Annotated in this window: 25 protein-coding genes; 15 read left to right on the top strand and 10 right to left on the bottom strand. The window is 71.2% G+C overall.

Features of this window, described 5'->3' with window-relative positions; translation table 11 throughout:
- Positions 1-88 precede the first annotated feature (88 nt).
- Positions 89-1726, top strand: coding sequence for a GMC oxidoreductase (locus tag ACWCRJ_RS01985; protein ID WP_450937418.1), 1638 nt, complete (start codon positions 89-91; stop codon positions 1724-1726).
- A 16-nt stretch (positions 1727-1742) separates the two neighbouring features.
- On the opposite strand, the gene ACWCRJ_RS01980 is transcribed toward ACWCRJ_RS01985, so the two are convergent.
- Positions 1743-3539: an AMP-dependent synthetase/ligase gene (locus ACWCRJ_RS01980; protein WP_450937417.1), complete on the bottom strand. Its 1797-nt coding sequence runs from the start codon at positions 3537-3539 to the stop codon at positions 1743-1745.
- Between the two features lie 353 nt (positions 3540-3892).
- On the opposite strand from ACWCRJ_RS01980, the gene ACWCRJ_RS01975 reads away from it, so the two are divergent.
- The 6 genes from ACWCRJ_RS01975 (at position 3893) to ACWCRJ_RS01950 (ending at position 9009) form a co-directional block, all read left to right on the top strand.
- Positions 3893-4648 carry a metallophosphoesterase family protein gene (locus tag ACWCRJ_RS01975; RefSeq protein WP_450937591.1) on the top strand — a complete coding sequence of 252 codons (756 nt, stop codon included), beginning with the start codon at positions 3893-3895 and terminating at the stop codon, positions 4646-4648.
- Between the two features lie 83 nt (positions 4649-4731).
- Positions 4732-5172, top strand: a complete 441-nt coding sequence (locus tag ACWCRJ_RS01970; protein ID WP_450937416.1) for an SRPBCC family protein — start codon at positions 4732-4734, stop codon at positions 5170-5172.
- A gap of 118 nt (positions 5173-5290) precedes the next feature.
- Positions 5291-6478, top strand: a complete 1188-nt coding sequence (locus tag ACWCRJ_RS01965) for an ArsA family ATPase (protein WP_450937415.1) — start codon at positions 5291-5293, stop codon at positions 6476-6478.
- A gap of 57 nt (positions 6479-6535) precedes the next feature.
- Positions 6536-7057 (top strand): DUF5304 domain-containing protein, encoded by a 522-nt coding sequence (locus tag ACWCRJ_RS01960; RefSeq protein WP_450937414.1) that lies wholly within the window; start codon positions 6536-6538, stop codon positions 7055-7057.
- 94 nt (positions 7058-7151) lie between these two features.
- On the top strand, positions 7152-8105 hold the full coding sequence (locus ACWCRJ_RS01955) for an ROK family glucokinase (protein WP_450937413.1): 954 nt from the start codon (positions 7152-7154) through the stop codon (positions 8103-8105).
- Positions 8106-8259: 154 nt separating this feature from the next.
- Positions 8260-9009, top strand: coding sequence for an endonuclease/exonuclease/phosphatase family protein (locus tag ACWCRJ_RS01950; RefSeq protein ID WP_450937412.1), 750 nt, complete (start codon positions 8260-8262; stop codon positions 9007-9009).
- 116 nt (positions 9010-9125) lie between these two features.
- Here ACWCRJ_RS01950 and ACWCRJ_RS01945 read toward each other — a convergent pair whose 3' ends face one another.
- Both ACWCRJ_RS01945 and ACWCRJ_RS01940 read right to left on the bottom strand, forming a co-directional pair.
- Complete coding sequence (locus tag ACWCRJ_RS01945) at positions 9126-9833, bottom strand: hypothetical protein (RefSeq protein ID WP_450937411.1); 708 nt, start codon at positions 9831-9833, stop codon at positions 9126-9128.
- Positions 9826-10695, bottom strand: a complete 870-nt coding sequence (locus tag ACWCRJ_RS01940; protein WP_450937410.1) for an alpha/beta hydrolase — start codon at positions 10693-10695, stop codon at positions 9826-9828. The genes ACWCRJ_RS01945 and ACWCRJ_RS01940 overlap by 8 nt, the downstream gene beginning before the upstream one ends.
- 196 nt (positions 10696-10891) lie before the next feature.
- Between ACWCRJ_RS01940 and ACWCRJ_RS01935 the strand changes: the two genes are divergently transcribed.
- From ACWCRJ_RS01935 to ACWCRJ_RS01920, 4 genes are all read left to right on the top strand, one after another.
- Positions 10892-11707, top strand: a complete 816-nt coding sequence (locus tag ACWCRJ_RS01935) for a lysophospholipid acyltransferase family protein (RefSeq protein ID WP_450937409.1) — start codon at positions 10892-10894, stop codon at positions 11705-11707.
- Positions 11708-11779: 72 nt separating this feature from the next.
- Positions 11780-13021, top strand: coding sequence for a MacS family sensor histidine kinase (gene macS, locus ACWCRJ_RS01930; RefSeq protein WP_450937408.1), 1242 nt, complete (start codon positions 11780-11782; stop codon positions 13019-13021).
- Between the two features lie 98 nt (positions 13022-13119).
- The gene (locus tag ACWCRJ_RS01925; RefSeq protein ID WP_450937590.1) at positions 13120-13767 is read left to right on the top strand and encodes a response regulator; all 648 of its coding nucleotides are present in this window, start codon (positions 13120-13122) and stop codon (positions 13765-13767) included.
- Between the two features lie 165 nt (positions 13768-13932).
- A complete protein-coding gene (locus tag ACWCRJ_RS01920; RefSeq protein ID WP_450937407.1) occupies positions 13933-14961 on the top strand; it encodes a 6-phosphofructokinase in 1029 nt (342 codons plus the stop codon).
- A 266-nt stretch (positions 14962-15227) separates the two neighbouring features.
- Here the strand turns inward: ACWCRJ_RS01920 and ACWCRJ_RS01915 are convergent, their stop codons facing one another.
- Complete coding sequence (locus ACWCRJ_RS01915; RefSeq protein WP_450937406.1) at positions 15228-17105, bottom strand: anthranilate synthase family protein; 1878 nt, start codon at positions 17103-17105, stop codon at positions 15228-15230.
- Between the two features lie 118 nt (positions 17106-17223).
- Entirely contained in the window at positions 17224-17280 is a 57-nt protein-coding gene (locus tag ACWCRJ_RS01910) for a trp operon leader peptide (RefSeq protein ID WP_356123226.1), read from the bottom strand.
- Positions 17281-17419: 139 nt separating this feature from the next.
- On the opposite strand from ACWCRJ_RS01910, the gene ACWCRJ_RS01905 reads away from it, so the two are divergent.
- The 3 genes from ACWCRJ_RS01905 to ACWCRJ_RS01895 all read left to right on the top strand — a co-directional run bounded on the left by ACWCRJ_RS01905 (position 17420) and on the right by ACWCRJ_RS01895 (position 20815).
- Entirely contained in the window at positions 17420-18940 is a 1521-nt protein-coding gene (locus ACWCRJ_RS01905; protein ID WP_450937405.1) for a hypothetical protein, read from the top strand.
- Between the two features lie 127 nt (positions 18941-19067).
- Entirely contained in the window at positions 19068-20417 is a 1350-nt protein-coding gene (locus tag ACWCRJ_RS01900; RefSeq protein ID WP_028796916.1) for a class II 3-deoxy-7-phosphoheptulonate synthase, read from the top strand.
- A 164-nt stretch (positions 20418-20581) separates the two neighbouring features.
- The gene (locus tag ACWCRJ_RS01895; RefSeq protein ID WP_450937404.1) at positions 20582-20815 is read left to right on the top strand and encodes a (2Fe-2S)-binding protein; all 234 of its coding nucleotides are present in this window, start codon (positions 20582-20584) and stop codon (positions 20813-20815) included.
- Positions 20816-20849: 34 nt separating this feature from the next.
- Here ACWCRJ_RS01895 and bfr read toward each other — a convergent pair whose 3' ends face one another.
- Positions 20850-21329, bottom strand: a complete 480-nt coding sequence (gene bfr / locus ACWCRJ_RS01890) for a bacterioferritin (RefSeq protein WP_450937403.1) — start codon at positions 21327-21329, stop codon at positions 20850-20852.
- 175 nt (positions 21330-21504) lie between these two features.
- Here bfr and ACWCRJ_RS01885 point away from each other — a divergent pair, with 175 nt between their 5' ends.
- Positions 21505-22152: a sulfite oxidase-like oxidoreductase gene (locus ACWCRJ_RS01885; RefSeq protein WP_450937402.1), complete on the top strand. Its 648-nt coding sequence runs from the start codon at positions 21505-21507 to the stop codon at positions 22150-22152.
- Between the two features lie 19 nt (positions 22153-22171).
- Here ACWCRJ_RS01885 and ACWCRJ_RS01880 read toward each other — a convergent pair whose 3' ends face one another.
- From ACWCRJ_RS01880 to thiS, 4 genes are all read right to left on the bottom strand, one after another.
- Positions 22172-23080, bottom strand: a complete 909-nt coding sequence (locus tag ACWCRJ_RS01880; protein ID WP_450937401.1) for a deoxyribonuclease IV — start codon at positions 23078-23080, stop codon at positions 22172-22174.
- A gap of 59 nt (positions 23081-23139) precedes the next feature.
- A complete protein-coding gene (pknB, locus tag ACWCRJ_RS01875) occupies positions 23140-25056 on the bottom strand; it encodes a Stk1 family PASTA domain-containing Ser/Thr kinase (RefSeq protein WP_450937400.1) in 1917 nt (638 codons plus the stop codon).
- 162 nt (positions 25057-25218) lie between these two features.
- Positions 25219-26013 carry a thiazole synthase gene (locus ACWCRJ_RS01870; protein WP_450937399.1) on the bottom strand — a complete coding sequence of 265 codons (795 nt, stop codon included), beginning with the start codon at positions 26011-26013 and terminating at the stop codon, positions 25219-25221.
- Between the two features lie 4 nt (positions 26014-26017).
- Positions 26018-26218 carry a sulfur carrier protein ThiS gene (gene thiS / locus ACWCRJ_RS01865; RefSeq protein ID WP_450937589.1) on the bottom strand — a complete coding sequence of 67 codons (201 nt, stop codon included), beginning with the start codon at positions 26216-26218 and terminating at the stop codon, positions 26018-26020.

Genomic DNA, 26218 nt, shown 5'->3' with positions numbered 1-26218 from the left:
TCTTTCAAGAGCACCCGGCGCCCCGGTAACGGCCGCCGGTAGGACGCGGCCTCTAGTCGGAGTCCGATAATCCGCACATGCTGCGCACATGACAGCAAAACTGATGCAGCGTCAGCTGACGAGACGTCACATACTGGGTATGGCCGCGCTCCAGACCGCGGCCACCCTCGGTCTCACCCGTATCGGCCTCCAGTCCGCCCGCGCGGCCGAGCCCGACGCGGTCGACAACGCCCCCGCGATCGTCATCGGCTCCGGCTACGGCGCCGCCGTGGCCGCCCTCCGCCTCGGCCAGGCCGGCATCCGCACCCTCGTCCTGGAGATGGGCCGGGCCTGGACCACCCCCGGCGCCGACGGCAAGATCTTCTGTTCGACCAGGGAACCGGACGAGCGGTCCATGTGGTTCAGGACCCGGACCGAGGCCCCGCTCGCCACGTTCCTCTGGCTGGACGTCGTCAACCAGGACATCAGCAGCTACCCCGGCGTCCTGGACCGCGTCCGCTACGCCAACATGTCGGTCTTCCTGGGCCGGGGGGTCGGCGGCGGTTCCCTGGTCAACGGCAGCATGGCCGTCACCCCGCTCCGGTCGTACTTCGCCGAACAGTTTCCGACCGTCGACACCGCCGAGATGTACTCCACGTACTTCCCCCGCGCCCGCTCCATGCTCGGCGTCAACACCGTCGACCCTGCGTGGTTCGAGTCCACGGAGTGGTACCGCTTCAGCCGGGTCTCCCGGGCCCACGCCGAGAAGGCCGGGCTGAGGACCACTTTCGTGCCGAGCGTCTACGACTTCGGCCACATGCAGCGCGAAGCGGCAGGCACCGCGCCGAAGTCGGCTCTCGCCGGAGAGGTCATCTACGGCAACAACCACGGGAAGAAGAGCCTCGACAAGACCTACCTCGCCGCCGCCCTCGGCACCGGCAACGTCACCATCCACACCATGGAACGGGCCCGGGGCATCCGCCGGCTGGGCGACGGGACGTACGTCGTCACCGTCGACCGGATCGACGGCACGGGCGCGGTCGTCGAGACCAAGGAGTACGGCTGCACCTATCTGTTCCTCGGCGCGGGCAGCGTCGGCACCACCGAACTCCTCGTCCGTGCCCGGGCGAAGGGCACCCTCCCCGCGCTCGACGCCAGTGTCGGCACCGGCTGGGGCTCGAACGGCAACGTGATGCTCGGCCGGGCCAACCACCTGTGGGACACGGTCGGCGCGAACCAGTCGACCATGCCGGTCATGGGCATCGACGACTGGGCCAACACCGCCAACCCCGTCTTCGCCGAGATCGCCCCCCTGCCCACCGGCCTCGAACACTGGGTCAGCCTCTACCTCGCCATCACCAAGAACCCGGAGCGCGCCTCCTTCACCTACGACGCCGCCGGCGACTCGGCGAAGCTCGGCTGGAGCGCCGCCCAGAGCGCGGTCTCCTCGTCCATGGCCAAGAAGCTCTTCGACCGGATCAACTCCGCCAACTCCACGATGTACCGGTACGACCTGTTCGGCTCGTCCAACAAGGTGTTCGCCGACGACTTCACCTACCACCCGCTGGGCGGCTGCGTGCTCGGCAGGGCGACCGACGACTACGGAAGGGTGAAGGGGTATTCGAAGCTGTACATCACCGACGGCTCGCTGGTGCCCGGCTCGATCGGGGTGAACCCGTTCGTCACGATCACCGCGCTCGCCGAACGCACGATGGCGCGGGTCCTCGTGGAGGACACCGCGCCATAGCCTCGTACGTGTGTGACTACTTCTGGTAGATCGCCTCGATCTCGTCCGCGTAGTCCTTCGCCACCACGTTGCGCTTGAGCTTCAGGGACGGCGTCAGGTGGCCCGACTCCTCCGTGAACTGGGAGGACAGAATGCGGAACTTCCGCACCGATTCCGCCTTCGACACCGCGGCGTTGCCGTCGTCGATCGCGGCCTGCACGGCCGCGTTCAGATCGGCGTCCGCGCTCAGCGACGCCGCGGTGGAGCCCGCGGGCTTGCCGTGCTCGGCGGCCCAACGGCCCAGGAACTCCTCGTCGACGGTGACCAGCGCGCCCACGAAGGGCCGCCCGTCGCCCACCACCATGCACTCCGCGACCAGGGCGTGCGCCCGGATCCGGTCCTCGATCACGGCCGGGGCGACGTTCTTGCCGCCCGCGGTGACGATGATCTCCTTCTTGCGGCCCGTGATGCTGAGATAGCCGTCCTCGTCGAGGGTGCCGATGTCGCCGGTGTGGAACCAGCCGTCGGCCAGCGCCTCCTCCGTCGCGCCCGGGTTGTTCCAGTACTCCTGGAACAGGTGCTCGCCGTGCAGCAGCACCTCCCCGTCGTCCGCGATCCGGACGACGGAACCCGGCAGCGGCTGCCCGACCGTACCGATCTTCTGGCGGTCCCATGGGTTGAACGCGGTCGCCGCACAGGACTCGGTGAGGCCGTAGCCCTCCAGCACCGTGAAGCCGATGCCGCGGAAGAAGTGGCCGAGGCGCTCGCCCAGCGGGGCACCGCCCGAGATCGCGAACTCGCCCTTGCCGCCGAGCACCGCCCGCAGCTTGCTGTAGACGAGCCGGTCGAACACCTTGTGCTTGATCTTCAGGCCGAGGGCCGGACCCGACGGGGTGTCCAGCGCCCTGCTGTACGCGATCGCGGTGTCCGCGGCCTTGTCGAAGATCTTGCCCTTGCCGTCCGCCTGCGCCTTGGCCCGCGCCGAGTTGTAGACCTTCTCGAAGACCCGCGGCACGCCGAGGATCAGCGTCGGCCGGAAGGAGGCCAGCTCGTCGGTGAGGTTCTTGATGTCCGGTACGGTGCCCAGCTTGATCGGCGCCATCATCGGCGCGACCTGCACGAGCCGCCCGAAGACGTGCGCGAGCGGGAGGAACAGCAGGACCGAGCACTCGCCCGTACGGAACAGGGGCCGCAGCCGCTCCACCACGTTCCCGCACTCGGCGAAGAAGCTGCGGTGGGTCAGGACGCACCCCTTCGGGCGGCCGGTGGTGCCGGAGGTGTAGACGATGGTGGCCGGGTCGTCGGCCTTCGCGATCGAGCTGCGCTCCTCGACGGCGTGATCGGTGACGTCCTGGCCGAGGCGGCCCAGTTCCTCCACCCCGCCGCCCTCGATCTGCCACACGTGCTTCAGCGCCGGCAGCCCCTCGCGCACCGACTCGACGGCCGCGGAGTGCCCGTCCAGCTCCGTGATCATGGCGGTCGCGCCCGAGTCGGCGAGGATCCACTGCACCTGCTCCGGCGAGCTGGTCTCGTACACCGGCACGGTCACCGCGCCGGCCGTCCAGATCGCGAAGTCCAGCAGGGTCCACTCGTAGCGGGTACGGGACATCAGCGCGACCCGGTCGCCCGCCTGGACCCCGGAGGCGATGAGGCCCTTGGCCGCCGTGCGTACCTCGGCCAGGAACTGGACGGCGTTCACGTCCTGCCAGGCGCCGTCCACCTTGCGGGCGATGACGGCGACATCGGGGTGCTGCGCGGCGTTTCTCCGGACGATGTCCGTGAGATTGCCGTCCGTCGGGACCTCGTACAAAGCCGGAAGGCTGAACTCGCGCAAGACTGCTGCTCCTCATAGGGCGCCGGCGCCACGACTCTGTGTGTGCTGCGACGGTGCGGTCCAAGGGCGGGAGAGCGCTCAGGTCCGCCTTTGTTCTTCGTTCCTGGTGGTTGAAAACCTGAGCACAACTGGACTGCCCGGACGTTACCCGTCGGTATGGCCTCTACGCGAGGGGGGTCGGGCGAGATGTTCTTCGCGTCACACGTGGGGTTCTCCCGAGCAGAATAATCCCCCAACTTACTGACTGGCCAGTAACCGCACGTCCGGCCGACTCTGTTCACGTATGCCGCACACGCCTACGCTTGATCGCCATGGCACGCACACCGGGCGGTAAAGACAGGACGCGGATCCACGTGGTCAGCGACGTGCATGGCAACGCGACGGACCTGGCCAGGGCGGGTGAGGGCGCGGACGCCCTGGTGTGCCTGGGCGACCTGGTCCTCTTCCTCGACTACGCCGACCACTCCCGCGGCATCTTCCCCGACCTCTTCGGCGCCGAGAACGCCTCGCGGCTCGTGGAACTGCGCACCGCCCGCCGCTTCGAGGAGGCGCGCGAACTCGGGGCCAGGTTGTGGGCGGGTGTCGAGGAGGACCGCTCCGCCGTGATCGAGGAGGCCGTCCGCAAGCAGTACGCCGAGATGTTCGCGGCGTTCCCCGTCCCGACGTACGCCACCTACGGCAATGTCGATATGCCGACGCTGTGGCCCGAGTACGCCGGCCCGGGGACGACCGTGCTGGACGGCGAACGTGTGGAGATCGGCGGACGGGTCTTCGGCTTCGTCGGCGGCGGCCTGCGCACCCCCATGCGGACGCCGTACGAGATCAGCGACGAGGAGTACGCGGCCAAGATCGAGGCGGTGGGGGAGGTGGACGTGCTGTGCACGCACATCCCACCGGAGGTTCCCGAGCTGGTGTACGACACGGTGGCACGCCGCTTCGAGCGGGGGAGCCGGGCGCTGTTGGACGCCATCCGCAGGACCCGTCCCCGGTACGCGCTGTTCGGGCACGTCCACCAGCCGCTGGCGCGGCGGATGCGGATCGGGGCCACCGAGTGTGTGAACGTGGGGCACTTCGCGGGGACCGGGAAGCCGTGGGCGCTGGAATGGTGAGCCTTGGCAGGCGGTAGCCTTCACGCTGCACATACGTGCGCACCCACCTCCCTCACCGGACAGTCTCTGGAGGAGCCACGGCGATGGCGGAATTCACCAGTTCGAGCATCACGATCGAGGCTGCGGCGGCCGACGTCATGGCAGTGATCGCCGACTTCGCCCGCTACCCCGACTGGACGGGCGAGGTGAAGGAGGCGGAGGTGCTGGAGACCGACGGCCAGGGCCGCGCCGAGCAGGTCCGGCTCGTCATGGACGCGGGCGCGATCAAGGACGACCAGACGCTGGCGTACACCTGGACCGGCGCGAACGAGGTCTCCTGGACGCTGGTCAAGTCCCAGATGCTGCGCTCGCTCGACGGCTCCTACCTCCTGAAGCCGGTCGGCGACTCGGTGACCGAGGTGACCTACCAGCTGACCGTCGACGTCAAGATCCCGATGCTCGGGATGATCAAGCGCAAGGCGGAGAAGGTCATCATCGACCGGGCGCTGGCGGGTCTGAAGAAGCGGGTCGAGTCCGGGGCGTAGACCGCCGAGCCGCTGTCCCGGCCGCGGGCGTCCGTGCGGCCGGGGCGACGGGGGCGGGCCCGGCCGGCCCTCTCTCGGCGTCGGTGAGCACCCCTGCGCTGGGTTACCGTTCACCCTCATGCGCACCATCCTGATCACCGGGCAAGGCGGCAGCGGCCGTACGACGGTCGCGGCGGCCACGGCCGTCGAGGCGGCCCGTGAGGGCGCGCGGACGCTCGTGCTGAGCGCGGACCGGGCCGACGCCCTCGGAGCCGTGCTCGGCGTGGCGACCGGACCCGAGCCCGTCCGGGCGGCGCGGAACCTCACCGCATGGCGGCCGGACGCCGCGGCCGGGTTCCGCGAGGACCTCGTCGCCTTCCAGGACAGGGCCGCCTCCGTCCTCGGAATGCTCGGCGCCGCCCGGCTGGACGCCGAGGAACTCACCCCCCTGCCCGGCGCCGAGGAACTCGCCCTGCTGCGGGCGCTGCGCGACGCCGCGCTGTCGGAGGCCTACGACCTGCTCGTCGTCGACCTGCCGCCCGCCCCCCAGGCGCTCGCGCTGCTCGCCCTGCCGGAGGAGCTGCGGCGCTACCTGCGGCGGCTGCTCCCGCCCGAGCGGCAGGCGGCCCGCGCGCTGCGGCCGGTCCTCGGCCGGCTCGCCGGAGTGCCGATGCCCGCCGAGTGGCTGTACGAGACGGCCGGCCGGTGGGACGTGGAGCTGGCCGCCGTCGCGGCGATCGTCGAGGACCCGGGGACGACGGTGCGGCTGGTCGCCGAGCCGGGCCCGGCCGGCGCCGACCACGTGCGCCTCGCGGGCGTCGGATTCGCCCTGCGGGCCCTGCCCGTCGACATGCTGATCGCCAACCGTGTGCTGCCCGAGGGCACGCACGAGACCTGGCTCGCCGGCCTCGTCTCCCAGCAGCGCAAGGCTCTGGAGGAGTGGGAGGAGGCGCCCGCGCCGAGCGGGGCCCGTTCCGTGCGGCGCGTCGCCCACCTCGGCCACGACCCCCGCGGCGGCGAAGACCTCGACGCCCTCGGGGTCCCCGGTACGGGTGACGTTTCCGCGCGCGTCGAGTGGGCCGTCACCGACAACCTCGGGGACGAGGGCGTGCTCGTGTGGCACATCCCGCTGCCCGGGGCGATACGGGACGAGCTGGATCTCGTCCGGCGCGGCGACGAGTTGGTCGTCACGGTGGGGCAGTTCCGCCGTATCGTTCCGCTCCCGTCGGCACTGCGTCGCTGCACGGTCGACGGCGCGGCCCTGCGCGACGGCGAACTGAGGATCCGATTCGCGCCGGACCCGCTGTTGTGGCCCCGGACACGGTGAACCGCATACCCCCGTTCGGGTAACGTCGAAGGTACGAACCGTAGGCAGGAGCCCGCCATGAGCGAAGAGCGCCCCACGTCCGACGCCGGTCGTCAGGACGCGGCCGAGGAGGCGCGGTCGGCCGAGCAGGACCGCACGACCGACCGGGCGCGCGCGACCGACTCCGACGCCTGGGCGACCGCGTGCGAGGAGGACCTCGCCGCGGAGAAGGCCCGCCGCCGGGCGAAGTACGGTCCGCCGCCGGGCTCGGCCGCCGAGGAACTGCGCAAGCTCGTCGACACCGTCGCGGAGAAACTGTCCGGGCTCCAGTCGCCGTTGCTCGGCGCGGTCGCCGGCGGAGCGGCACAGCAGATGGTCAGCCAGGTCGTCCGGCAGGCCAAGGCCGCCGTCGAACCGGTCATCGAACGCAACCCGGACGTCTTCGACCACCTCGCCTCCGCGGGCGGCGAACTGCTCGCCGCCTACCGCTCCGCCGTCGAGGCCCAGGAGCGCCGCTGGACGAGCCGGGACGCCTCCCACCGGGAAGGCCGTGGCCAGGGCGACGAACCGGGCCCCGGAGAGCGGATCGACCTGGACTGACGCCGGGCCGTCCGCCCGGCGGACGCCGGGGCTGCGGGGGCGGGGCCTCGGGTACGGTTGGCCGTAGCGGGGCTCGACCGAAACTGAGGGATTCATGGGACTCACCATCGGCGTCGACATCGGCGGTACCAAGATCGCGGCCGGTGTGGTCGACGAGGAAGGCAACATCCTCTCGACCCACAAGGTGCCGACCCCGGGCACGCCCGAGGGGATCGTGGACGCCATCGCCGCCGCCGTCGAGGGCGCGCGAGCCGGACACGAGATCGTCGGTGTCGGCATCGGCGCGGCCGGTTACGTCAACCGGCAGCGGTCGATGGTCTACTTCGCCCCCAACATCGACTGGCGCAACGAGCCGCTCAAGGAGAAGGTCGAGGCCCGCGTGGGCCTGCCGGTCGTCGTGGAGAACGACGCCAACGCCGCCGCGTGGGGCGAGTACAGGTTCGGCGCCGGCAAGGGCCACCGCAACGTCATCTGCATCACCCTCGGCACCGGCCTCGGCGGCGGCATCATCATCGGCAACAAGCTGCGCCGCGGTCACTACGGCGTGGCCGCCGAGTTCGGCCACATCCGGATGGTCCCCGACGGGCTGCTGTGCGGCTGCGGCTCGCAGGGCTGCTGGGAGCAGTACGCGTCCGGGCGCGCCCTGGTCAGGTACGCCAAGCAGCGCGCCAACGCGACCCCCGAGAACGCGGACATCCTCCTCGGCCTCGGCGACGGCACCCCCGACGGGATCGAGGGCAAGCACATCTCCATGGCGGCCCGCCAGGGCGACCCCGTCGCCGTCGACTCCTACCGCGAACTCGCCCGCTGGGCCGGCGCCGGCCTCGCCGACCTCGCCTCCCTCTTCGACCCCTCCGCGTTCATCGTGGGCGGCGGCCTGTCGGACGAGGGCGAGCTGGTCCTCGACCCGATCCGCAAGTCCTACAAGCGCTGGCTCGTGGGCGGCAACTGGCGCCCCGTGGCCGAGGTCATCGCCGCCCAACTGGGCAACGAGGCGGGCCTGGTGGGCGCGGCGGACCTGGCGAGAGAGCCCGACCCGATCATGTAGCCGAGAGGTACGCCCCCGTGCCCCCGTCCTGGTTCTCCGGGCCGGGGGCACGGGGGCGTATCGGCGTACGCCCGGCGCGTGGCCCGGGAACACGCCGCACCGGCACCCGCACAAGGACAAATGCACCCGAGTCCTTGGGCGTACATTGATCCACATGACGCCGCTGCCCAACTCCCGCACGAACCCCGACGGTTCGGCGATCATCCGCGTCCTCAGCTACAACATCCGCTCGATGCGGGACGACACCGACGCCCTCGCCCGAGTGATCACCGCCTGCGCCCCCGACCTGGTCCTCGTCCAGGAGGCCCCCCGCTTCTTCCGCTGGCGCAAGAAACTCGCCAGGCTCGCCGCGGCCTCCCAGCTGGTCACCCTCTCCGGCGGCGCCACCGCCTCCGGCCCCGCGCTGCTGTGCAGCCTGCGCGCCACCGTCGAACAGACCGACGACGTGCTCCTGCCCCTCACCCCCGGCCTGCACCGACGCGGCTTCGCCACGGCGGTGGTCCGCTTCGGCCGCGCCCGGCTCGGCGTCCTGTCCTGCCACCTCTCCCTGCAGAAGGACGAGCGGTACGAACAGGGCGGCCTGCTCCTGGACCGGCTGGCCGCCCTCGGTGCGCCGCACGCGGTCGCGGGCGGCGACCTCAACGAGCGACCGGACGGCCGCACCTTCCGCCGTCTCGCCGGAGAACTCCAGGACTGCTGGACCACCACACCCTGGGGCGGCGAGTACAGCTCCACGCCCACCGACCCCCACCAGCGCATCGACGCGATCCTGGCCACCCCCGGCATCGAGGTCCTCGGCTGCGGCGTCCCCCTCGACCACCCCGGCGTCCGCGAGGACGACCTGAGGACGGCCACGGACCATCTGCCGGTCCTGGCCGCGCTCCGGGTCCCCGCCGAGCCCTAGCCGGGGCCGGCGGGGACCGCTGCGACCCGGCCTCCGCCCCGGCCCTTTCCGCGGCAGCGGCGAGGGCCCGCCCGGAACACTCCCGGACGGGCCCTCGTACGACGGTGGCCGCGGGGTCAGACGACCGCGCCCCGGCCGGGATCGTCGTCACCTTCGTCGTCGCCGTTCATCCGCATCACCAGGGTGGCGAAACCGCCGAGGAAGCCGCCGATGCCGAGGGTGGTGAGCCACCAGGTCATCTCCCAGCCGAGCAGGACGGCGAGCAGCAGCAGGACCGGGCCGCCGATCACCCCCAGCCAGGCGAACTTGGCGGTCGCGTCGGCCTCCGGCAGCGGGGGCGGCTCGGGCGGTACGAAGTGGCCCTCCCCGTCCTCGTCGTCGGCGTCCGGGTCGCCCTGGTCCGGGTCCTCGCCGACCGGGTCGGGCACGCTGTAGTCGCGCGGGCCCGCGCCGACGCCGGGGGCGAACGCCACCGAGCTGCCCAGCGGCCTGGGGGCAGCGGGGCCGGCGGCGTCCGCGGCGTCGGGGGACTTGTCCTCGGCGTCCTCCGGCTCGGCCTCCAGCAGGGCGAGATCCTCCACCGACCGGAAGGGCTTGGTGCCTGGCGGGTCCGGGGGCTCGGTGCCGAACCCGGCCACGATGGCCCGCCACGCGGCGTCCTCGTCGAACGGCACGTGCTGCTCCTCACCGGCGGACCCGCCCGGCGGTTCGCCGGACGAGGCGCCCGCGGAGCCGCCCGAGGAGCCGCCCGGGGTGTCGCCGGGCGAGGCGCCGAGAGGCGCTCCCTTCTCCTCCGGCTCACGCTCGGAGTCGTGCTCAGCCACCAGTGGCCGTCCCTTCCCTCTGCTCCAAGGATCCCGGACCGGTCTGCCTCGCGGATCCCGAGTCAGACTGCTGTACGGATTCCGCGTCGGACTCCTTCACCCGCGCCGCCCCGGACTCCGTCACGAGCCGGGTGACGAACGCCAGGCTCTCCTCGAAGATCCGGCCCGCGTCGTGGTCCAACGTCGCGACGTGGTGGCTCTGTTCCAGCAGGATCTCCGTGACGTCCGTGGACGACACCCGGCCGAGGACGCGCTCGGAGTCGACGGGCGGAACCACATGGTCCCGCGGGCTGTGCAGCAGCAGCAACGGCTGGGTCACCTGGGGCAGTTCGCCGTCGACGAGACGGAGGAAACTGCGCAGCGAGTGCGCCGCGTGGAGCGGCACACGGCCGTACCCCACCTCCTCGACGCCCTCCTTCGCGATGTCGCTGGTGATCCCCTTGGTGGTGGGGACGAAGTGCCGGAGCAGGGGGAGGGCGTGCGCGGCCGGGCCGTGCACCTTGTTCGCCGGGTTGACGACCACCACGCCGTCGACCGCGTCCCCGTGCTTGGCGGCCAGCCGCAGCGCCAGCGCGCCGCCCATGGACAGCCCCGCCACGAAGACGTGCGCACAGCGCTCGCGCAGGGCCCGCAGCTCGCGGTCCACCTCCGCGTACCAGTCCTGCCAGCCGGTCGGACGGAGGTCCTCCCAGCGGGTGCCGTGTCCCGGCAGCAGGGGCAGCGCGACGGTCAGCCCCCGCGCGGCCAGATATTCCGCCCAGGGGCGCATCGACTGCGGGGACCCGGTGAACCCGTGACAGAGGAGGACTCCGGCCTCCCCGCCCTCGTGGTGGTACGGCTCGGCTCCAGGAAGGACCGGCACGGTTCGGTCTCCTGTTCGTGAGAAGGGTGTGAATGAGTGCGGATGTGGTTCACCGTACGCGACCGCTCCGACACCGACCAGGGGCTTCGCCCGGCGGGGGCCGACACCGGCCAGGGGCGTAGGACTGTTCTCCCGGCGTCCGGGTTAAGGTCTGATCCTCAGAACAGAGAGAGGCACTCGGGTGTTGTACGGCGCGATGAAGGTCGCTATCGGGGGACCGCTCAAGGTCACTTTCCGGCCCTGGGTGGAGGGCCTGGAGAACATTCCGCCCGAGGGCGCGGCGATCCTCGCGAGCAACCACCTCTCCTTCTCGGACTCGTTCTTCCTCCCCGCGGTCCTCGACCGCAAGGTCACCTTCATCGCGAAGGCGGAGTACTTCACCACCCCCGGGATCAAGGGCAAGCTGACGGCCGCCTTCTTCAAGGGCGTCGGTCAGCTCCCGGTGGACCGCTCCGGTGCGCGGGGCGCGGGTGAGGCCGCCATCAACAGCGGCATACAGGTCATCGAGAGCGGCGAGCTGTTCGGCATCTACCCCGAGGGCACCCGCTCGCCCGACGGCCGCCTCTACCGGGGCAAGCCCGGCGGCCTGGCGCGGGTGGCCCTCGCCACCGGCGCGCCCGTCATCCCCGTCGCCATGATCGACACGGAGAAGATCCAGCCGCCGGGCAAGGTCCTGCCGAAGGTGATGCGCCCCGGCATCCGGATCGGCAAGCCCCTCGACTTCAGCCGCTACCAGGGCATGGAGCACGACCGCTTCGTGCTGCGGGCGCTGACCGACGAGGTCATGTACGAGATCATGAAGCTCTCGGGCCAGGAGTACGTGGACATCTACGCGACCGCCGCCAAGCGGCAGATCGCGGAGGCGGCGAAGGCCGAGAAGGAGGCCGACAAGGCCGCCAGGGCGGCCCTCGCCAAGGCCGAGAAGGAACAGGCGGCCAAGGACCGGTCGGCCGGGGAACAGCGGGGACAGGCGGAGAACACCCGGACCGACCGGGACCGGCCGGCTTCGTAACGGCCGCTTTCCCGGGTACGGTCGCGTTCCCGGACGCGATCGTCGTGGGGTCCGGTGGGCGGGGTGGGGGATATGCCTGAGCGCGAACGAGTCATGCGCATGTCGGTCGAGCAGCCGCTGTGGCGTGCGCTCACCGGCTACCGGATCCTGACGACGGTCTACGCCGTCGGCCTCTTCGTCAGCGCGTACGACAAGTTCCAGCGTCCGTGGCTGGCCATCGCCTACTTCGTGGTGCTGGCCGGCTGGACGCTGCTGACCCTGCCGAAGGTGGCGAGCGCGGCCGGCTGCACCAAGCGGTTCCTCGCGGCCGACCTCACCATCGCGATCGTCGGCATCCTGCTCACCCGGCTCGCCGACTCGGCCGCCCGGGTCGAGGCCGGCGGCCCCACCCTGCCGTCCATATGGACCGCCGGCGCCGTGCTGGCCTTCGCCATCAAGGGCGGCTGGCGCTGGGCCGCCTTCGCCTCCACGCTCATCGCCGTCGCCAACCTGGTCCACCGCGGCGCCCCCACCCGCGACACCGTCCACAACGTGATCCTGGTCTGGGTCGCCGCCATCGCCATCGGGTACGTCGTCGAGGTGGCCCGCGCCTCCGAGCGCACCCTCGCCCGCGCCCTGGAGATCGAGGCCGCCACCCGCGAACGGGAACGCCTCGCCCGGGACATCCACGACGGCGTCCTGCAGGTCCTCGCCATGGTCCAGCGGCGGGGCACCGCCCTCGGCGGCGAGGCGGCCGAGCTGGGGCGCATGGCGGGCGAGCAGGAGGTCGCGCTGCGCACCTTGGTCTCCGGCGGCCTGGTCCCCGTATCCCGGATCTCCGAGGACACGGCCCGGGGAGCGCTCGTACGGGCGGTTGACGAGCCGGACCCGGACGCCGCCGGGAACCCGGTGGATCTGCGGGCCCTCCTCGCCCCGTACGCGAGCGCGACGGTCACCTTCTCGGAGCCCGGCGGCCCGGTGCCGCTGCCCCCGGCGGCCGCGCGGGAGCTGGCGGCGGCCGTGGGCGCCGCCCTGGACAATGTGCGCGCGCACGCGGGCGACGGGGCACGGGCCTGGATCCTGGTCGAGGACTGGCCGGACGAGATCGTCGTGACCGTACGGGACGACGGCCCCGGCATCCCCGACGGCCGGCTCGCCCAGGCCGAGGGCGAGGGCCGGCTCGGCGTGGCCCTCTCCATCCGGGGACGGCTGCGCGACATCGGCGGCACGGCCGAACTGATCTCGGTGCCCGGACAGGGCACCGAAGTGGAACTGAAGGTGCCCAGGGCCGCGGAACAGCCCAAGGGCGTACGGGGGAAGGCGGAGAAGCGATGACGGAGCGCGTGGAGAGCGTGGAGAGCGAAGAGGGTGCGCGCGACGGCGGGCCGGTGGACATGGGCGCACCGTCCGGCGGGGGCGGCCCGATCCGGGTCATGGTGGTCGACGACCACCCCATGTGGCGCGACGCCGTCGCCCGCGACCTGACCGAGTCCGGCTTCGACGTGGTCGCCACGGCGGGCGACGGCGAGCAGGCGGTACGCCGTGCCCGCGCCGTCGCACCGGACGTCCTCGTCCTGGACCTGAACCTGCCCGCGAAGCCGGGGGTGCAGGTCTGCAAGGAACTGGTCGGCGCGAACCCGGCGTTGCGGGTGCTGGTCCTGTCGGCGAGCGGGGAGCACGCGGACGTCCTGGAGGCGGTGAAGTCCGGCGCGACGGGTTACCTGCTGAAGTCGGCCTCGACGGAGGAGCTGGTCGACGCCGTACGCCGTACCGCGGTCGGCGATCCGGTCTTCACCCCCGGTCTCGCGGGCCTGGTCCTCGGCGAGTACCGCCGTCTCGCCTCCGAGCCCGCCCCCGCGCCGGGCGCCGACGAGCCCAAGGCGCCGCAGCTGACCGACCGCGAGACCGAGGTGCTCCGGCTCGTCGCCAAGGGGCTGAGCTACAAACAGATCGCCGAGCGCCTCGTCATCTCCCACCGCACGGTCCAGAACCATGTGCAGAACACCCTCGGCAAGCTCCAGCTCCACAACCGGGTGGAGCTGGTCCGCTATGCCATAGAGCGCGGTCTCGACGACGAGTAAACGCCATGAATCACCCCATAGAGTGAAGGCGATTTGATCAACTTCGATCAACTCACCCTCTATCAACAGTAATTCGCCGGAATTGACCTTCCCGCGCATGTCGAAGTGACCTGGATCACTATTAGCGTGACCCTCACCAGGCAACCGCGGCGAAGGGACTTTTCCATGCGCGTCGGAGTACTCACCGGAGGCGGCGACTGCCCCGGGCTCAACGCCGTCATCCGGGGCGTCGTCCGCAAGGGCGTGCAGGAGTACGGCTACGACTTCGTCGGCTTCCGGGACGGCTGGCGGGGGCCGCTGGAGAACGACACCGTCCGCCTCGACATCCCCGCTGTCCGCGGCATCCTGCCCCGCGGCGGCACCATCCTCGGCTCCTCGCGCACCAACCCGCTCAAGCAGGAGAACGGCATCCGCCGTATCAAGGACAACCTCGCCAAGCAGGAGGTCGACGCGCTCATCGCCATCGGCGGCGAGGACACGCTCGGGGTGGCCGCGCGGCTGTCCGACGAGTACGGGGTGCCGTGCGTGGGCGTCCCCAAGACCATCGACAACGACCTCTCGGCCACGGACTACACCTTCGGCTTCGACACCGCCGTCGGCATCGCGACGGAGGCCATCGACCGCCTCCACACCACCGCGGAGTCGCACATGCGCGTGCTGGTGGTGGAGGTGATGGGCCGGCACGCCGGCTGGATCGCCATCCACTCCGGCCTGGCCGGCGGCGCCAACGTCATCCTCATCCCCGAACAGCGTTTCGACGTCGACAAGGTGTGCGCCTGGGTGACGTCCCGTTTCAAGGCCTCCTACGCGCCGATCGTGGTCGTCGCGGAGGGGGCTATGCCGAAGGACGGCGAGATGGTCCTCAAGGACGGCTCGCTCGACTCCTTCGGCCACGTCCGGCTCTCCGGGGTCGGTGAATGGCTGGCCAAGGAGATCGAGCGGCGCACGGGCAAGGAGGCCCGTACGACCGTCCTCGGCCACGTCCAGCGCGGCGGCACGCCCTCGGCCTTCGACCGCTGGCTCGCCACGCGCTTCGGCCTGCACGCCATCGACGCGGTCCGTGACCGCGACTTCGGCAAGATGGTCGCCCTGCGCGGCACGGACATCATCCGCGTCCCGATCGCCGACGCGACGGCCAGGCTGAAGACGGTGGACCCGAAGCTGTACGAGGAGGTCGGGGTCTTCTTCGGCTGAGACGGGCGCGTCACGGCTCGGGGGTGCGGGTCGCTTCGGCGGGTGCGGGTCCGGTGGGAGCCGGTCGCGCAGTTCCCCGCGCCCCTGAAAGACCAGGCCCTGCGGGCCTGGAGACCAGCCCTACGCGGCCTGCAAGGCAACCGGCGGCGGGCCTGAAAAGCACGGGGCGCGGCCCCTGCTTTTCAGGGGCGCGGGGAACTGCGCGAGAAGCCCCACCGGAGCCGCACCCGCCAAGCAAACCCGCACCCCCGAGCTACTGGGAGCCCCTAACTCGCGCTCAGCGACCCAACCCCCGCCACCAACTCCCGCACCACACTCACCCCGTCCAGCGTCAGCACCGACTCCGGATGGAACTGCACCCCCGCGAACCCGGGCCCGCGCAGCGCGTGCACCTCACCGCTCCCGCTCCGGCTGACCTCCACCCCGTGGGCCGCCAGTTCCCCGGCCGTCCCGTCGTCGCAGCGGGCCACGAAACTGTTGTAGAAACCGACGGTCTCGGAGCGCCCGAACAGATCGATCCCGGTCTGCGCCCCCTGGTAGGGCACCTCCTTGCGCACGATCTCCAACCCCAGCTCCGACGCGATGAGTTCGTGCCCGAGGCACACCCCGAGCACCCCGTGCCGATGCCCCCGCAGCACCTCGGCGGTCAGCGACCGCAGGAAACGCATCTTCGGGTCGCCGAGGTCGCCCGGATCCCCGGGGCCGGGCCCCAGCACCACCACCCCCTCGTGCGCGAGCACGGCCTCCCGCAGCCCCGGCTCGTCGTACCGCCGTACCGTGACCTCCAGCCCCGAGGACCTGAGCAGGTGCGCGAGCATCGCGGTGAACGTGTCCTCCGCGTCCACGACCAGCGCATGCCCGCTCAGCTCGGCCGTCCGCTCCCGCATCCGCAGCCAGAACGGCGCCAGAGCCCCCCGCCGCCCGTCCAGCGCGGCCCGCACCCGGGGGTCGTCCGCCAGCGCCGGCCCCACCCGTTCGGGGACGGGCCGCCCCGGTCGCACCCCCAGCGCGGCCAGCACCCCCGCCGCCTTCGCGTGCGTCTCGGCGACCTCGCCCGCCGGATCGGACCCCCGGACGAGCGTGGCCCCCACCGGCACCTTCAGCCGTCCGTCCGCCGCGATGTCGGCGGTCCGGATCAGGATCGGCGAGTCCAGGGTCTGCGCCCCTCCCGAGTCCCGTCCCAGCAGCGCCAGCGCCCCCGCGTAGTACCCGCGCCCGACACCGTCCCGCCCGAGGGGCTCGTACCGCTCGATCACCCGGCACGCGTTCTGCACCGGCGACCCGGTGACCGTGGCGGCGAACATCGTCTCCTTCAGCACCTCCCGCACATCCAGCGAGGACCGCCCGCGCAGCTCGTACTCGGTGTGCGCGAGGTGGGCCATCTCCTTCAGCCGGGGTCCGACCACGACCCCGCCCATGTCGCCGACCGTGCACATCATCTTGAGCTCCTCGTCGACGACCATCGACAGCTCCTCGATCTCCTTGCCGTCGGCGAGGAAGGCCAGCAGATCCTCCGGTGTCGGCCCCTCGGCCGGATAGCGGTAGGTCCCGCTGATCGGGTTCATCACGACCGTCCCGCCGGACATCCGGACATGCACCTCCGGGCTGGCGCCGACCAGCGTGCGCTCACCGGTGTGCACCACGAACGTCCAGTACGCGCCCCGCTCACCCCGCAGCAGGCGCCGGAACAGCGCGAGCGCGTCGGCGCGCCCGAAGCCCGGGACCATGCCCTCGTACGTCCGCCGGATCACGAAGTTCGCGCCCTCGCCCCGCCCGATCTCCTCGCGCAGGACCCGGCCGACGATCTCCGCGTACTCCTCGTCGTCCACGTCGAAGCCCCCGCCCTCGACCCGGACGTCGTGCGCGGGCAGCTGGGCGAGGACCCGGTCCAGGGGCAGCTCGTACGACTCCTCGGGCACCAGCACCGACAGGGGCGTACCGTCGTCGCGGACGTCGAAGCCGCGTTCCCGGATCTGCCGGAAGGGCACGAGCGCCAGCCCCTCGTCGGGCAGGTCGGCGAGCCGCTCGCAGGTGGTCACCGGACCGATCAGCAGCTCGACCGTGTCGTGGTCGTGCAGGCCCGGTGTGCGGCGGCGCAGCAGCGCGAACGGGCGGTCGTCGGACAACAGCCGGGTCAGGTCCATGGGTTCCTCTTCCCTTAAGGATCACGGTCGTCGCGGTGATCGGGGAGGAGCGGCCGGGCCCTGGAAACGCCGAAGGCCGCCCCTCGGGCGGCCTTCGCGAAGTCTTGCGTACGCGCAGTCAGTGGGCCGCCGGATGAGCGGTCCACCACCAGTTCTGGATCGAGTGCGCGAGCATGCGCCGCACCCTACCCGACATCTCCCCGGAACTCATGCGATCGGCGCGGGGGTTCGTCCCGAGATCACTTACTGTGCAGTCTTGTCATGAGCGAGACGACCTGTGATACGGAAGGGCGAGTGTGTCACTCATAGGGAGAATGAGGCCCCTGGCCTGCGTCGCGGCGGCGGCAGCTCTGTTCACCGGGCTCACCGGACAGCCCGCGGTGGCGGCGGACGAGCCGGTGATGACGAAGCTGACGCTGAGCGGCGACCGGTTCAGGATGACCGACACGAGCACCGAGTCGGCCGCCACCACCCTCGACGGCGAGCTGGCGGACGCCGACCTCGCCGACGTCGTCACCACCGAGTACACGAAGAACTCCGCCGGGGCGACCGACCCCTGGATGAACCTGCGCACCATGCGCGCGTGCGCCGGCGACGAGACGAAGGCGCTGCCGCCGGTGACCAGGAAGATCTCCTGGTGCTGGTCCTCGGCGCACGGCGACGACACCACGCCGCGCTGGTGGCCGCAGGGCATGAGCAGCACCGGTACCGCCGACGGGGCCGACGGCGCCATCCAGGACAAGCGCGTCACCGCGGTCGCCTGGCACTACGAGACGTTCAAGACCAACGCGGCCGGCGACTACGAGGCCAACGACAAGTGCAGGACGAACAACCTGCTCAAGCTCAGCCTCATCGACCGGGACACCGGGAAGTACCGCCACATCCTCCTCGCCGAGCCGACGGAGGGCGGCGCGGACTTCAAGTTCGTCACCGGCCACGGCGGCGGCATCGTCTGGTACGGCAGCTACCTCTACGTCACGGACACCTCAGGCGGCATCCGCGTCTTCGACATCAACAAGCTCGGCAAGGTCGACACCTACGGCTCCGGCATCAACTCCTACGGCATCGACGGTTCCGGAAAGTCCAGCGCCTGCGGCTACCCGTACGTGCTGCCGCAGGTCCACTACTACAAGCAGACCTCCCCGCCGCCCTCCGGCGCGTGCGACTCGGACGCCGTCAACGGCACGCCCGACGCCGACTCCCTGTGCTACTCCTGGCTCTCCCTCGACAAGACCGGCGGCAGCCCGTACAAGCTGGTCACCGGCGAGTGGTTCGGCACCGCGGCGGGCGGACGGGTGGTCCGCTACCAGCTCAACCCGACGAGCGCCTCGACCTACCCGGGGCTGCTCAACATGTCCGGCGGCAAGACCGTGATCCAGGACGCCTACGCCGCGTCCCGCTATGTGGGCCTGCAGGGCGGCATGACCTGGACCGACGGCGCCGGACTGCTGAACTTCGCCTTCCACAAGGGCTGCGCGCTCCAGCCCGCCGTCTTCTCGCACACCTGGGTGGGCGACACCCGGGCGACCACGGCCTGCAACCGCACGGTCGACGGGAAGGTGTACGCAGGCGGCAACTGGGCGGTGGGCACGCCCCAGGCCCTGAGCTACTGGCCGAAGCTCGGCGCGGACCCGGTGGAGGAGCTGTGGGGGCTGACCGAGCACATCTGCGCCGGTACGACGCTGCGGGCGAGCTTCCCTCACGAGTTCGAGGCCGTGGAGGAGCCCGACGAGAAGCAGAACGCCTGTGACGGCTACAGCGCCGCCGCCAACCTGTCGCTGCGGACGGTCTTCGCCGTCGGCTTCGACGACAGCGCGGTCATGAACCTGCACTGACACCCGCGGCACCGCCGTCACCGGCGGGGCCGAGGGTCCGACGAACCCCGCTCCCGATCGAGCGGGGTTCGTCTCACTTGATGAGCAAGGGGATGGACGCCCGACACGACCCCGTAATGTGGAGGTCGTGACCGTGAACGCTAAGTCCAGCGCGAGCGCTGGCAACACCTGGCGAGACCTGCCCGCGGCGCAGCAGCCCGAGTACCCCGACACCGAGGCTCTGCGCGCAGTCGTTGCGGAGCTCGAGTCGTATCCGCCGCTCGTCTTCGCGGGCGAGTGCGACCAGCTGCGCGCCCGGATGGCGTCCGTCGCCAAGGGAGAGGCGTTCCTCCTCCAGGGCGGCGACTGCGCCGAGGCCTTCGACGCCGTGTCGGCCGACCACATCCGCAACAAGCTGAAGACGCTGCTCCAGATGGGCGCGGTCCTCACGTACGCGGCCTCCGTGCCGGTCGTGAAGGTCGGCCGGATCGCCGGCCAGTACTCCAAGCCGCGCTCCAAGGGCACCGAGACCCGCGACGGCGTCACCCTGCCGACCTACCGCGGCGACTCGGTCAACGGCTTCGACTTCAACGAGGCCGCCCGCATCCCGGACCCCGAGCGCCTGAAGCGGATGTACCACGCCTCCGCCTCCACGCTGAACCTGGTCCGCGCCTTCACCACCGGCGGTTACGCCGACCTGCGCCAGGTGCACGCCTGGAACCAGGACTTCGTGAAGTCGTCCCCGTCCGGCCAGCGCTACGAGCAGCTCGCCCGCGAGATCGACAACGCGCTGAACTTCATGCACGCCTGCGGGACCGACCCGGAGGAGTTCCGCACCGTCGAGTTCTTCTCCTCGCACGAGGCGCTGCTGCTCGACTACGAGTCGGCGCTGACCCGCGTGGACTCACGCACGGGCCGCCTGTACGACGTGTCGGCGCACATGGTGTGGATCGGTGAGCGCACCCGGCAGCTGGACCACGCGCACATCGAGTTCGCCTCGCAGATCCGCAACCCGATCGGGATCAAGCTCGGCCCGACGACCACGGCCGAGGACGCCCTGCGCTACATCGAGCGCCTCGACCCGGACCGCGAGCCCGGCCGGCTCACCTTCATCGTGCGCATGGGCGCGGACAAGGTCCGCGACAAGCTGCCCGAGCTGGTCGAGAAGGTCACGGCCTCGGGTGCGACGGTCGCGTGGATCACCGACCCGATGCACGGCAACACCTACGAGGCGGCCTCCGGCCACAAGACCCGCCGCTTCGACGACGTGCTCGACGAGGTCAAGGGCTTCTTCGAGGTCCACAAGGGCCTCGGCACCCACCCGGGCGGCATCCACGTGGAGCTGACCGGCGACGACGTCACGGAGTGCGTGGGCGGCGGCGACGAGATCTTCGTCGACGACCTGCACCAGCGCTACGAGACCGCCTGCGACCCCCGGCTCAACCGCAGCCAGTCCCTGGACCTGGCGTTCCTCGTCGCGGAGCTGTACCGGGACTAGTAGCTGATCAGCAGGGGATGCGCCTGTTACAGGAGCGCGAGGTGGGGCGCGGATCACATACGATCCGCGCCCCACTCCACTTTTGCGCTTCGGACCCGCCGGGTAAGGTTAGGTTAGCCTCACCGATCATCGGGACGGCGCCTCGTATTCGATCCCGGCGGGAGGTGGACCGCGTGTTCGTCTGCAGTTGCTTCGGTGTCACCGAGCAGCAGGTCAAGAAACATGCGGCGGACGGCGCCTGCACCCCTCGCCAGATCGCGTCGGCCTGCAAGGCCGGCACGGACTGCGGGTCGTGCGTGCGCCGGATCCAGGCGCTCCTCGGCAGGGGCGCGTACCCGCGCCCGGAGCCGGTCGAGCAGGGGGCGGCGGTCTACGCCGAACTCGAGGAAGCGGCCTAGTCGAGGCCTGGCCCGCCCTCGGCCCGCGCCCGGCTCAGCTCTCCGGCTGCTCGATCAGCTGTGCGATGTAGAGCGCCTCGCCCAGCTTCTCCAGAAGTTCCAGCTGGGTGTCGAGGTAGTCGATGTGGTGCTCCTCGTCCGCGAGGATCGACTCGAAGATGTTCGCCGAGGTGACGTCACCCTTGTTGCGCATCACCTCGATGCCACGCTTGAGGCGGTCGATCGCCTCGACCTCGACCTGGCGGTCCGCCTCGAACATCTCCTTGACCGTCTGGCCCACCCGGACGTGGAACAGCCGCTGGTAGTTCGGCAGCCCGTCCAGGAACAGGATCCGGTCGGTGAGCACCTCCGCGTGCTTCATCTCGTCGAAGGACTCGTGTCGCGTGTACTTCGCGAGCTTCGTCCAGCCGAAGTTCTCCTGCATCTTCGCGTGCAGGAAGTACTGGTTGATCGCGGTGAGCTCCGCGGTCAGCTGCTCGTTGAGGAATTCGATGACCTCGGGGTCGCCCTGCATCGCAGAAGCTCCTTCCAAGCGGGGGAACGGGGAGGTTGCGCCGCGATGATTGCACCGCAGTCGAAGATCGTCCAGTAAGTGCGAGCTTAGTAAGTAAGTACAGCCTTAGTTCTAAATGTCCGAGTCGGGTGGACCCTGGTCATGTGCACCGGTCGAGGTCTGTCAGGATGGAGTCATGGGTCAGCCGGTGGAACGCGAATCAGGAGATCGCGCATCTGAGAACGCGGCGTCGTCGCAGCTCCCGCCGGGACAGCGGCTCCAGCGCGGCTGGCCGGTCACCCACTACGGGCCCGTCCCCAAGTTTCGTCCCGAGCGCTGGGACTTCCGGGTCTTCGGGGCCACCGCCGACGGCGAGAAGCACTGCTGGAACCACGACGAGTTCACCGCCCTGCCGTACGCCTCGGTCGTCGCCGACCTGCACTGCGTGACGAAGTTCAGCATGGTCGGCGCGGAATGGGGCGGCATCCCGGCCCGCACGATCCTCGGGACCGCGCCGCCCGCCCCCGAGGTCACCCATGTGATGGTGTGGGCCGAGTACGGCTTCAGCTCCAATCTCCGCCTCGCCGACTTCGCCGACGACCGCACGATCTTCGCCACCCACAAGGACGGCGAACTCCTCACCGCCGAGCACGGCTTCCCGCTCCGCCTCGTCGTCCCCCACCTCTATGCCTGGAAGGGCCCCAAGTGGGTCCGCGGCATCGAGTACATGACCGCCGACCGCCGCGGCTTCTGGGAGGAGCGCGGCTACCACAACATCGGCGATCCCTGGCAGGAGCAGCGCTACTCCTACCAGGAGGAGCCCGGGGAGGGCCCCGAACTCTGACGCGGCGTGCCCGGGTGCGTCAGCCGTCCCGGAGCTTCTTCAGGCGCTCCACGTCCGCCGCGTGCCCCTCCTTGCCCCCGGGGGTCTCGATGATCAGGGGTACGCCCTCGGTGGCGGGGTGGGTCATCAGCGCGCGGAACGGGTCCTCGCCGATGTGACCGGAGCCGATGTTCTCGTGGCGGTCCTTGTGGGCGCCGACCACGTCCTTGGAGTCGTTGGCGTGGATCAGCTTCAGCCGGCCCTCGCCGACGGTCTCCACCAGCAGGTCGAGGGTTCGGTGCATCCCGTCCGGCCCGGTCAGGTCGTGCCCCGCCGCGAAGATGTGGCAGGTGTCCAGGCAGACGCCCAGCTTCGGATGGGCGTCCAGCGCCTCGAAGTACGGCCCGAAGTCCCAGGTGCGCGAGCACAGCGAGGATCCCTGGCCCGCCGTCGACTCCAGGAGCAGATACGGGTCGTCGTCGTGGGTCAACTCGTCCAGCAGCGGCAGCAGATACTCACGCACCTGCTTCAGCGCCACCGACCGGTCCCGCCCGCCCGTCGCGCTCCCGGTGTGCACGACGACCCCCAGCGCGCCGATCTCCCGGCCCCGGCGCAGCGAGTGCCGCATCGACTCCACGGACCTCTCCGCCGTCGCCTCGGTGTGCGAGCCGAAGTTGATCAGGTACGGCGCGTGCACGTACGCGGGGATCGACTCCTCGGCGCAGGCCGCCCGGAACTCCTCGTCCTGCCGGGGATTCCCGGTCGGAGTCGCCCAGCCGCGCGGATTGGCCACGAAGACCTGGACCGTCTCGGCCCGTAGATCACGCGCGTACGCCAGCCCGACGGAGTTCAGGCCACCGGCGACGGGGACATGCCCGCCGACGGGGTTCCGGGACGGGCCGGGAAGGCGGGAGAGGGCGGGAAGGCCGGGGGACTGCTGGGTGCTCACGGCACCCAGGGTGTCATGCGGCCGACGGCGCCCGGCCGGTGGCTCCGGCGGCCGCCCCGTCAGCCGATCTCGATCGTGATCTTCGAGCCCTTGGGTGCCGTGTCGCCGCCGTCGACCGACTGGCCCTTCACCTCGTCGGCGAAGAAGCCGAGGATGCCCCGGTCCTCCTCGACCTCGAAGCCGGCGGCCTCCAGCCGACGCGTGGCCTCGTCCACGTTCTCGCCCACGACGTCGGGGACCTCGACCATCACAGGCCCCTTGGAGAGCGTCAGGGTGATGGTGTCGCCCGTGCCGACCTGCTTGCCCACGCCCGGCGACAGCTCGGCCACCAGCCCCTTGTCGTACTCGGAGTTGACCCGCCGCGAGGCGATCTTCACCTTGAGGCCGGCCTCCTCCAGCTGGGCTCTGGCGTCCTCGACCGAGGCGCCGCCCAGCTCGGGCACCGCCACCGGGGCGCCCCGGCTGACCACGATCCGGACGGCCGTGCCCGCGGACACCTCGGTGCCGGAGCCCGGCTGCGTGCGGATCACCTGGCCCCGGACGACCTCGTCGCTGAACTCCCTGTTCACCAGGCCCGGTTCGAGACCGTCGCCCTTCAGCCGGTCCTTCGCGAGGTCCAGCCGGAGGCCCTTCATCTCGGGCACCCTCACGGTCTCCGGGCCCTTGGAGATCGTCACCGTCACGGAGTCGTTGTCCCGGATCCGCTCCCCGGGGGCCGGGTCGGTGCTGATCACCCTGCCGCGCTTGACCGTGTCGCTGTACGCCTCCTTCACGTCGACGTCCAGCCCCGCGCCCTCCAGCCGCTTCGTGGCGTCCGCCTCGCTCTGCTGCAGCACCGCCGGGACCTGGGTGAACTGGCCCGAGTTGATGTACCAGATGCCCCCGCCCACGCCGAGGACGAGCAGCACCGCCACGACGATCGCCAGCAGCCCGCGCCGGGAAGCGGGGACGGCCCGTGTGCGCCGGGACGGCGGCGGGGGCGACTGGAAGCGGCTCGTGCGGTCGACCGGGTCGGGGTCCAGCCCCACGGACCGTGACACGGCCAGCGAGCGCGGAATCACGCTCGTCCGGTCCTCCGCGTTGTCATGACCCCCGGCTATCGCCTGCGGCGGCACCGCGTCCAGCTGCTCCTCGCTCAGCCCGGCCCGCGCCTGAAGCGTCTGCGCGAGCAGCTCGACGGCGTCGTAGGGCCGCAGCTCCGGATTGCGCGCGGTCGCGGAGGCGACCAGCGCGTCCAGCTCGTACGGCAGCCCCGGCACGGCGGCCGAGGGCGGCGGCACGTCGTCGTGCAGCGCGTGGTACAGCACCTGCGCGGGGGAGTCCCCGGCGTGCGGCTTGCCGCCGGTGAGCATCTCGTAGAGCGTCACACCGCACGCGTAGACGTCGACACGGGCGTCGGTCGTGCCGTGCTCCAGCTGCTCGGGGGCGAGGTAGGAGACGGTCCCGAGGACGCTGCCGGTGGTGCTGGTGACGGTGTCCACGGCCCGTACGAGCCCGAAGTCGGCGACCTTGACCCGGCCGTCGTCCCCTATCAGCACGTTCTCCGGCTTCATGTCCCGGTGCACGAACCCGGCGCGGTGCGCGGCGCCGAGCGCGGCGAGCACCGGCTCCAGGATGTCCAGCGCCGCCCGGGGCTGTAGCGCCCCGCGGTCGCGCAGCACGTCACGCAGGGTGCAGCCGGCCACGTACTCCATCGCGAGATAGACGTACGAGCCGTCCGTGCCCTGGTCGTAGACCCCCACCACGTTCGGGTGGGACAGCCGTGCCACCGACTTGGCCTCGCGGATGAAGCGCTCGACGAACGTCCGGTCCGCGGCCAGCGTCGGATGCATCACCTTGAGCGCGAGCACGCGGTCGAGGCGGGTGTCCACGGTCCGGTAGACCGTGGCCATCCCGCCGACCGCGATCCGCGCCTCGACTCGATACCGGCCGTCGAGCACCTGGCCGACAAGCGGGTCCTGAAGGGTCGTGTCCACGCAGGTGAGTGTACGAGCCGCCGCCGACGGGCCCAGGGGCCGCAGGGCTCCGGGGCCGTACTGCAGCAGAGCTGTGACCCGGGTCGGAGGGCTGTGACAGGCGGCCGCGCGCCAGAACTCGTTCGGCTGTTCGAGTGAGGGCCTGGCGGCGTGAGATCCGACTCAGAAAGCGGGACGCTCCGGATCCAGCCGCGCCAGCCCCTCGCCCGGTGACGACGCCTCCGCGAAGTGCCGGCGCGGGATACGGCCCGCGCGGTACGCCAGCCGGCCCGCCTCCACCGCGTGCCGCATGCCCTCGGCCATCAGGACCGGCTCCTGGGCCCGGGTCACGGCGGAGGCGAGCATGACCCCGGCGCACCCCAGCTCCATCGCGAGGGCGACGTCCGAGGCCGTCCCCGCGCCCGCGTCGAGGATCACCGGCACACGCGCGTGCTCCACGATCAGCTGGAAGTTGTGCGGGTTGCGGATGCCGAGCCCCGACCCGATGGGCGAACCGAGCGGCATGACCGCGGCACAGCCCACGTCCTGAAGCTTCCGCGCGAGCACGGGGTCGTCGTTCGTGTACGGCAGCACGGTGAAACCGTCGTCGACGAGGGTCTCGGCGGCGTCGAGCAGTTCGATGGGGTCGGGCAGGAGGGTGCGCTCGTCGGCGATGACCTCCAGCTTGACCAGCGACGTACCGAGCGCCTCGCGCGCGAGGCGGGCCGTCAGCACGGCCTCGCCCGCCGTGAAACAGCCGGCCGTGTTGGGCAGCACCCGGATGCCGAGCCGGTCGAGCACGGACAGCACCGAGCCGTGCACGGACGCGTTCACACGGCGCATCGCCACCGTCGTCAGCTCCGTGCCGGAGGCCACCAGCGCCCGCTCCAGGACGTCCAGGCCGGCCGCTCCGCCGGTGCCCATGATCAGGCGGGACGAGTAGGTCGTACCGCCGAGGACGAAGGGGTCGTCTGCCATGGGATCAGCCTCCTTGGACGGCGGTGAGGACCTCGACACGGTCCCCCTCGGCGAGTGCGGTGGTCGTCCACCGCGCGCGCGGGACGACGGTTTCGTTGAGCGCGGCGGCGACACCGGAGGGCGACGGGGTGAGCGTCCGCACCAGCGCGTCGAGCGCCGTGCCGGGAGCGATCCGCCGGCGCTCCCCGTTGACGAGGACGGTCAG

It is taken from the genome of Streptomyces sp. NPDC002324 (assembly GCF_053593335.1).
The sequence above is the reverse complement of the archived record's forward strand: the minus strand, read 5'-3'. Positions and strand labels throughout refer to the sequence as shown.